Origin of the sequence: Streptococcus sp. DD13 (assembly GCF_001578875.1) — a bacterium.
Classification (GTDB): domain Bacteria; phylum Bacillota; class Bacilli; order Lactobacillales; family Streptococcaceae; genus Streptococcus.
On sequence record NZ_KQ969506.1, the window covers coordinates 864,009 to 870,008 of the forward strand.

Here is a 6,000-nt window from a genome sequence, read left to right on the forward strand (position 1 = left end):
CTAGAAAGGGAGGGCTATCGTCTCATCCATTTACCTGGCATTAACAGCTTTGATGGTGCGGGCGATATCGCGGTTTTGTTCCCGGCGTTTGATCGACTCCCGCTTGTCGTAGTCGTGTTTCCCCTTAGCTAAGCCAATTAGGACTTTGGCAAAACCATCCTTGAGGTAGACCTTAAGCGGTACCAGGGTCATCCCCGTTCCCTTCACTTCCTGGGCCAAATGCTCGATTTGCTTCTTCCGCAGGAGGAGCTTGCGGGTCCTGGTTGGATCTTGGTTCCAGATATTGCCCTGCTCAAAAGGAGCAATATGAACATGATGGAGCCAGGCTTCCCCATTTTTAATCTGGGCAAAACCATCTTTTAGGTTTATTCTGGCCGCTCGGACAGACTTAATCTCTGTCCCTGTCAGGACGATACCAGCTTCAATGGTATCGATGATACGATAGTCGTGGCTAGCCTTTTTGTTTTGAGCGACGACCTTTCCCTGTCCTTTTGCCATGCTTTCCTCCTTTTTTTGCAGCATCCTTATAGAAAGGTTTTCCAGCTGTTTTTCTCTTGTCTTTGCGGTTTTTTTTCGAAAAAGCTTCGCTCTTCGCCTTGGACTTGTTTGTTTTTTCTTTTCCTCTGCTTCTCTTAGAGTCAGTAGCTTCCCTACGGTTTTTTCTGTCCACCTTCTCGATTACATCAGCATCAGATGGCAGGTAGGCAAAGTCAATCTCTCCCGTCATCTTGTCTGAACGAATGAGTTTGATGCGGATGGATTGACCCGTCCGGAAAGTCAGTCCTGACTTTTCCCCTTGCAGGGTCAGCGTCCGCTCATTGTAGTGGAAATACTCAGGCAAATTGGTCACGTGGATGAGCCCTTCTACCGTATTCGGAAGTTCGACAAAAAGACCAAACTTGACCACGCTCGAGACCACACCCTCAAATTCCTCACCAACAAATTCCTGCATATATTCGGCTTTTTTCATGGCTTCGACTTCGCGCTCCGCGTCAATCGCCCGGCGTTCCAAACTGGAAGTAACTTTTGCGATTTCAGGAATAGCTTGTTCAAAGTGAGCGATTTTTTCCTCCGTCAAATCCCCATAGTCACGAATCATCCGATGAACGAGCAAATCTGGATAGCGGCGGATCGGACTGGTAAAGTGGGTATAAAAGTCTGCCCCCAGGCCATAATGTCCGTCATTATGCTCCGAATAGCGGGCTTGTTGCATGGAGCGTAAGAGCATCATGGACAGCACTTCGGCATAGGGCTCCCCTTCGGCTTTGGCCAGTAAATCTTGCAGGGCCTCTTGACGGATAGTGGAGGCCGTCCCATAGATGGGGAGACCAAAACTCAGAGCATAATCAATGAATTTCTGAACTTTTTCGGCCTTAGGCTCCTCGTGAATCCGATAAATGAAGGGCAGGTCCTTTTTGGCAAAGTGCTCTGCAACACATTCATTAGCTGCCAACATAAAGGACTCGATCATCCGCTCTGCTGTCCCCCTTTGTCTAAGAACGATGTCCACTGGCAAACCTTCCTTGTTGACCAGGATTTTAGCCTCGCTGGTGTCAAAGTTCAAAGCCCCACGGGCCACACGCATCTGCTCCAGGATCGCATGGAGCTGAGCCATCCCTTCCACACTTGAAACAATAGATGAAAACTCCGTCCGCGCCTCCTCATCTCCAGCCAAGATTTCATTGACCTTATGATAGGTCATGCGGTAGGTCGTCTTGATGACCGTTTGGCCAATCCAGTAGGAGACCACACGTCCGAATCGGTCAATCTCCATAATGGCCGATTGGGTCAAGCGATCCACATTGGGATTAAGTGAGCAGATCCCATTTGACAGCCGTTCCGGTAGCATCGGGACTACGCGATCGGTCACATAGACCGAGGTCCCACGACGAAGGGCTTCCTTATCCAAGGCAGAGCCTTCGGTCACATAGTAGGAGACATCTGCGATATGGACCCCTAGTTCGAAGTTGCCATTCTCCAGCTGCTTGATATGGACGGCATCATCCAGATCCTTGGCATCCGCTCCGTCGATAGTGAAGGTGAGTTCGTCCCGTAAATCCCGACGTCCGACAAAGTCTGCTTCACTAGGTGCTTCTGGTACTGCTTGGGCTTCGACCAGCACTTCCTCAGGAAATTCGGAGACAATGTCCATAGACTCCAGCACTTCCAAGACATCAATCCCCACATCATCCTTGTGGCCGACCACTTCCCGTAAGGTAGCAACAAAATAATCGTGCTTTTTGCTCGGATATTTCTCGATATCTACTTTTAAAATCTCTGTCCCATCTAGGACCAGAGGAGATTTTTTGACATAGATCCGTTGGCTGATCTTCTGATTTTTAGACTGGATGTAGCCCGCATACTTTGGCTTGTCTTCGTCTAGAACCAGGAGCCCAACAGCCGTTTTGAGGGCATGATCCAGGATTTCTACAACCCTAGCCTCCGCCGCCGTTCCTTTCATAGGATCTCCAACTTTGACAATCGCTACCTCAACGGTATCTCCTTCAATCGCGTGATTGACATCGTTTCGTCCCACAAAAAGATCATCCTCTTCCTCTGAAATCGTCACAAAGCCAAAGCCGTTTTTATGGGCGCGGAAAGTTCCCTTTAGTGTAATCAGAGACTGTCTTTTTTTCTCTTTGATCGCGATGCGCCCTTGCTTATCAAAACGGACTTGTCCTTGACTTTCCATACCTGAAACCGTCTTGACCAAAGTCCGAAAATGGGCTGCATCTCCTGTTCTTAAAGAATCAGCTATCTGGTCCATCGTAAGCGGACCAGACTCTTCTAATAGCTGAAGGATTTTTGTTTTCATTCTACCTCTCTTTACTGACACAATCCGTCATTTTTTGGGTGAAACGTTTATTTTCCTGCATAGAAAAAAGGGACTGAAACCAGCTCCAGTCCTCTTATCTACTCGAAATCACCACAAGGGCCAGGGCAATGGCCAACCAAAAGAATACCAATACTCCCGTAAACCGTTGCATAAAAGCTTCAAATCCACGTGGCTTTGACCGTTCGAACAGGGCACCCGCACTGGACGGATCAAATAGATTTCCAGATTGGTTTTTGGAAGGCTGGATAAAAATAGCGATGACCAAAACGACTGATAAACCTAATAAAAGCGTTAATAATAATCTGTACATGTCTCTTTCACTTTCTTCAATAGCTTGTAGTAGTATACCATATTTTTTATTTAGATTCAAGATGAAGTGTGACTTTTCTCTCCTTCGGACAATACTTTAAAACCTCAATCTTCTGAGGATGTGTCTTCATGTTTTTGCTGCTGAGATAATTTTTACTGCCACATTGACTACACTGTAACTGAATTTTGACTCTCACTCTATTTCCCTTACTTTCAAATATTTCCTAAAATTCACCAGACTCCATAAAAGGTTGAAAAAGACAATGGCACTCGTGACATAAAAAACCCACTGATAGCCCAGTGTCGCGGCGACTGTTGACCCGACAAAGGGACCAATCACTTGACCAAGATTGATAAAGGTCAAATTATAACCGAAAATCGTAGAAATTCCTTCTTTTGGTGTGATTTTAGTCAAGAGCGCACTCACACTAGGCATGAGAGAACCTGTCCCAAAACCAAACAAAAATCGAAGGATCCCTAATTGAATCGGATCCTTTGCTAGAGCCATTAGTAAATAGATCAGAGTGCAATAACTAAGGGCGATCAAAATCAGTCGATGGTTGCCAATTCGGTCCCCAAACTTCCCTAGTACTGCACTGGATAACATACTGGAAATCCCCATAGCAGAAACAATCGTACCTGAAATCATCAAGAGATTTTCGGTTTGACCCAGATATTCAATATACAGTGTTAAAATCGGTGCTACCGACTGGGCAGATATCTGGATGACCATGCTGGAGACAAAAAGCCCGATAAGCACCTGAGGATCTTTTACTCGATGCAACAATTCCCGCGTGGATAGGGTCTTTTCTTTGGGTACAGGGGTAAAGTCCTCTTGGATGCATACGACGGTCAATAGACTAGCTAAAAAGAGCAAAAACCAACCAGCAAAAACACATTGCGAATCCCTAATAGTTGGGCTAAAAAACCACCTATCAAGGGACCAATCAGAGCTCCTCCTATATTTCCAGTAGCTAGCAATCCCAAGGCTTTTCCCATTTCTTTTTTAGGCGCTTGCGAAGCAATCAAAGCATTGGCGTTGGGGATAAACCCCGCGAATAAGCCATTCATCAACCGGAGCAAAAGGAGCCAAAAGACCGAGTCAATAAAGGCAAGTCCCCCCATAGTAAAGGTCATGACTAAACTAGCCCGAATCATCATGGGTTTTCGACCATAGCGATCGGCCAAGCGCCCCCAAAGCGGGGAAACCAGAGCTGCCGCCAAGGCTGAAATCGATACCGATAAACCTGAATAAAAGGCTGTATCCGTTCCACCAGCCCCTAACTGTCGCACAAAAATAGGCATAAAAGGCATGACAAGAGAAAAGCTTGCTCCAGTTAGAAAACAACCGAACCAAGCTATCATCAAATTTTTCTTCCAATAAGATTGACTTAAGATAGGATCATCTTCTTTCCTCAAAATTCAATCGATGAGTCTCCTAACGTCTATTGAATTCCTCATCAATTTTCACTCTTTACTAGTCTACCATATTTTTTCGTCTCTTGGTATTTTAAACACTGGCTTCAACCAAGATCGGACTTGCCTTCCTCCGCCTGCTTTAGCCCTTGGATCAGGTCATCCAACTGGATTTTGGTTTCCAGCCAGTTTCCACTGTTATCAATGGTGGCGGTCGCTCGTCTAGCTTTTTCTTTCATGGACAGCTGAGCCTCAATTCTTTGCTTGGCTTCCACCAACGTGAGATGATTTCGCTGCATGAGGCGTTCCAACTGGGTGGACGCGTCCACTTTTACCACCCAGACTTGATCAAACCACTCCTCATAGTTTTGTTCGTACAAAAGCGGGATATCCATGAACACAATAGAAATTGTCTGTGCAAGGGCTTCTTTTTTTCTATTCAGCTCTTGGCGAATGATATCTCCTTGCGTACGATCGGACCAATTGCGCTCCCGATCATCACAAAAGATTTTTTGACTTAAGACGGATCGATTTAGGCTTCCATCCTCTGAAAGAATGCTTGCTCCAAAGTGCTCCAGCAAAAGCTGATATAAACGACCACCTGGTTGTTGCAATTCGTGCACAAGGGCATCCGCATCAATAACAGTAAATCCCTGCTCTCTCAAATAGTTGGTTACAGTGGACTTTCCCGATGCGATACCGCCTGTCAATCCAATGATCATCTTTTTTGACACCTCGGGCAAAAATGGCTCCCCCGTCCTCTCACTTGTTTTTTGACAATTAGACTGCCACATCGTGGACAAGGCTCGCCTGTCCTACCATAAACCTGGAGGGCCTCCTGCATGGTCCCCTCCTCTCCAAGAGCATTTTTATAGGAGCGAATGGTGGACCCACCACGATCCACTCCCAGCTGTAAAATCCGGATAGTCTCATCATGCAGGCGCTTGATTTCTGCTTTTTTGAGACCCGCAGCGGTCCGCTCAGGATGAACCTTGGCTGCCCAGAGTACCTCATCCACATAGATATTGCCCAAACCAGCTACCAGAGTTTGCTCCAGCAGGTAAGGTTTGACCAGTTTTTGCGAAGACAACAAGGCCACTTCAAATGGTTTTAGGCGAAAGTCTTGCTCCGTCGGCTCCGGTCCTATTTTCTTTTTAATAAAGTAGGTGGCTTCATCCGCCTTATCCAACAGCTCCATCGTCCCAAACTTGCGGACATCTTGGTAGACTAGTCGGTCTCCATTATCCAGAGTAAAAAAAGCGTGAAAATGCTTATTCTCTGGAACTTCTTTCGTAAAGAGCAAGTACTTTCCTTCCATCCGCAAATGGGATATCACCACTTGCTCCCCCAGGTCAAAAATTAAATATTTCCCACGACGTCGTATGGCCCTGATGGTCTGCCCCAATAGGGCCAGCTCAAACGCCTCACTACCTGTCTTC

At 46.4% G+C, this 6,000-nt stretch carries 6 protein-coding genes and 1 pseudogene; all 7 read right to left on the reverse strand.

Annotation, left to right across the window (positions count from 1 at the left end; translation table 11 throughout):
• Nucleotides 1-30: 30 nt before the first annotated feature.
• A complete protein-coding gene (gene smpB, locus STRDD13_RS03965; protein WP_067102170.1) occupies nt 31-498 on the reverse strand; it encodes an SsrA-binding protein SmpB in 468 nt (155 codons plus the stop codon).
• Nucleotides 452-2,815 (reverse strand): ribonuclease R, encoded by a 2,364-nt coding sequence (rnr, locus tag STRDD13_RS03970; protein WP_067102173.1) that lies wholly within the window; start codon nt 2,813-2,815, stop codon nt 452-454. The genes smpB and rnr overlap by 47 nt, the downstream gene beginning before the upstream one ends.
• Before the next feature lie 94 nt (nt 2,816-2,909).
• Nucleotides 2,910-3,146 (reverse strand): preprotein translocase subunit SecG, encoded by a 237-nt coding sequence (gene secG / locus STRDD13_RS03975; protein ID WP_067102176.1) that lies wholly within the window; start codon nt 3,144-3,146, stop codon nt 2,910-2,912.
• Nucleotides 3,147-3,192: 46 nt separating this feature from the next.
• On the reverse strand, nt 3,193-3,342 hold the full coding sequence (gene rpmG, locus STRDD13_RS08230) for a 50S ribosomal protein L33 (protein ID WP_082781174.1): 150 nt from the start codon (nt 3,340-3,342) through the stop codon (nt 3,193-3,195).
• Nucleotides 3,339-4,510 (reverse strand): annotated as a pseudogene (locus tag STRDD13_RS03980) (multidrug efflux MFS transporter). The gene rpmG and the pseudogene STRDD13_RS03980 overlap by 4 nt, the downstream one beginning before the upstream one ends.
• Nucleotides 4,511-4,668: 158 nt before the next feature.
• Complete coding sequence (gene coaE / locus STRDD13_RS03985) at nt 4,669-5,283, reverse strand: dephospho-CoA kinase (RefSeq protein ID WP_067102180.1); 615 nt, start codon at nt 5,281-5,283, stop codon at nt 4,669-4,671.
• Nucleotides 5,280-6,000: DNA-formamidopyrimidine glycosylase (mutM, locus tag STRDD13_RS03990; RefSeq protein ID WP_067102183.1), on the reverse strand; the 721-nt coding region annotated here is incomplete at its 5' end. The genes coaE and mutM, both read right to left, overlap by 4 nt.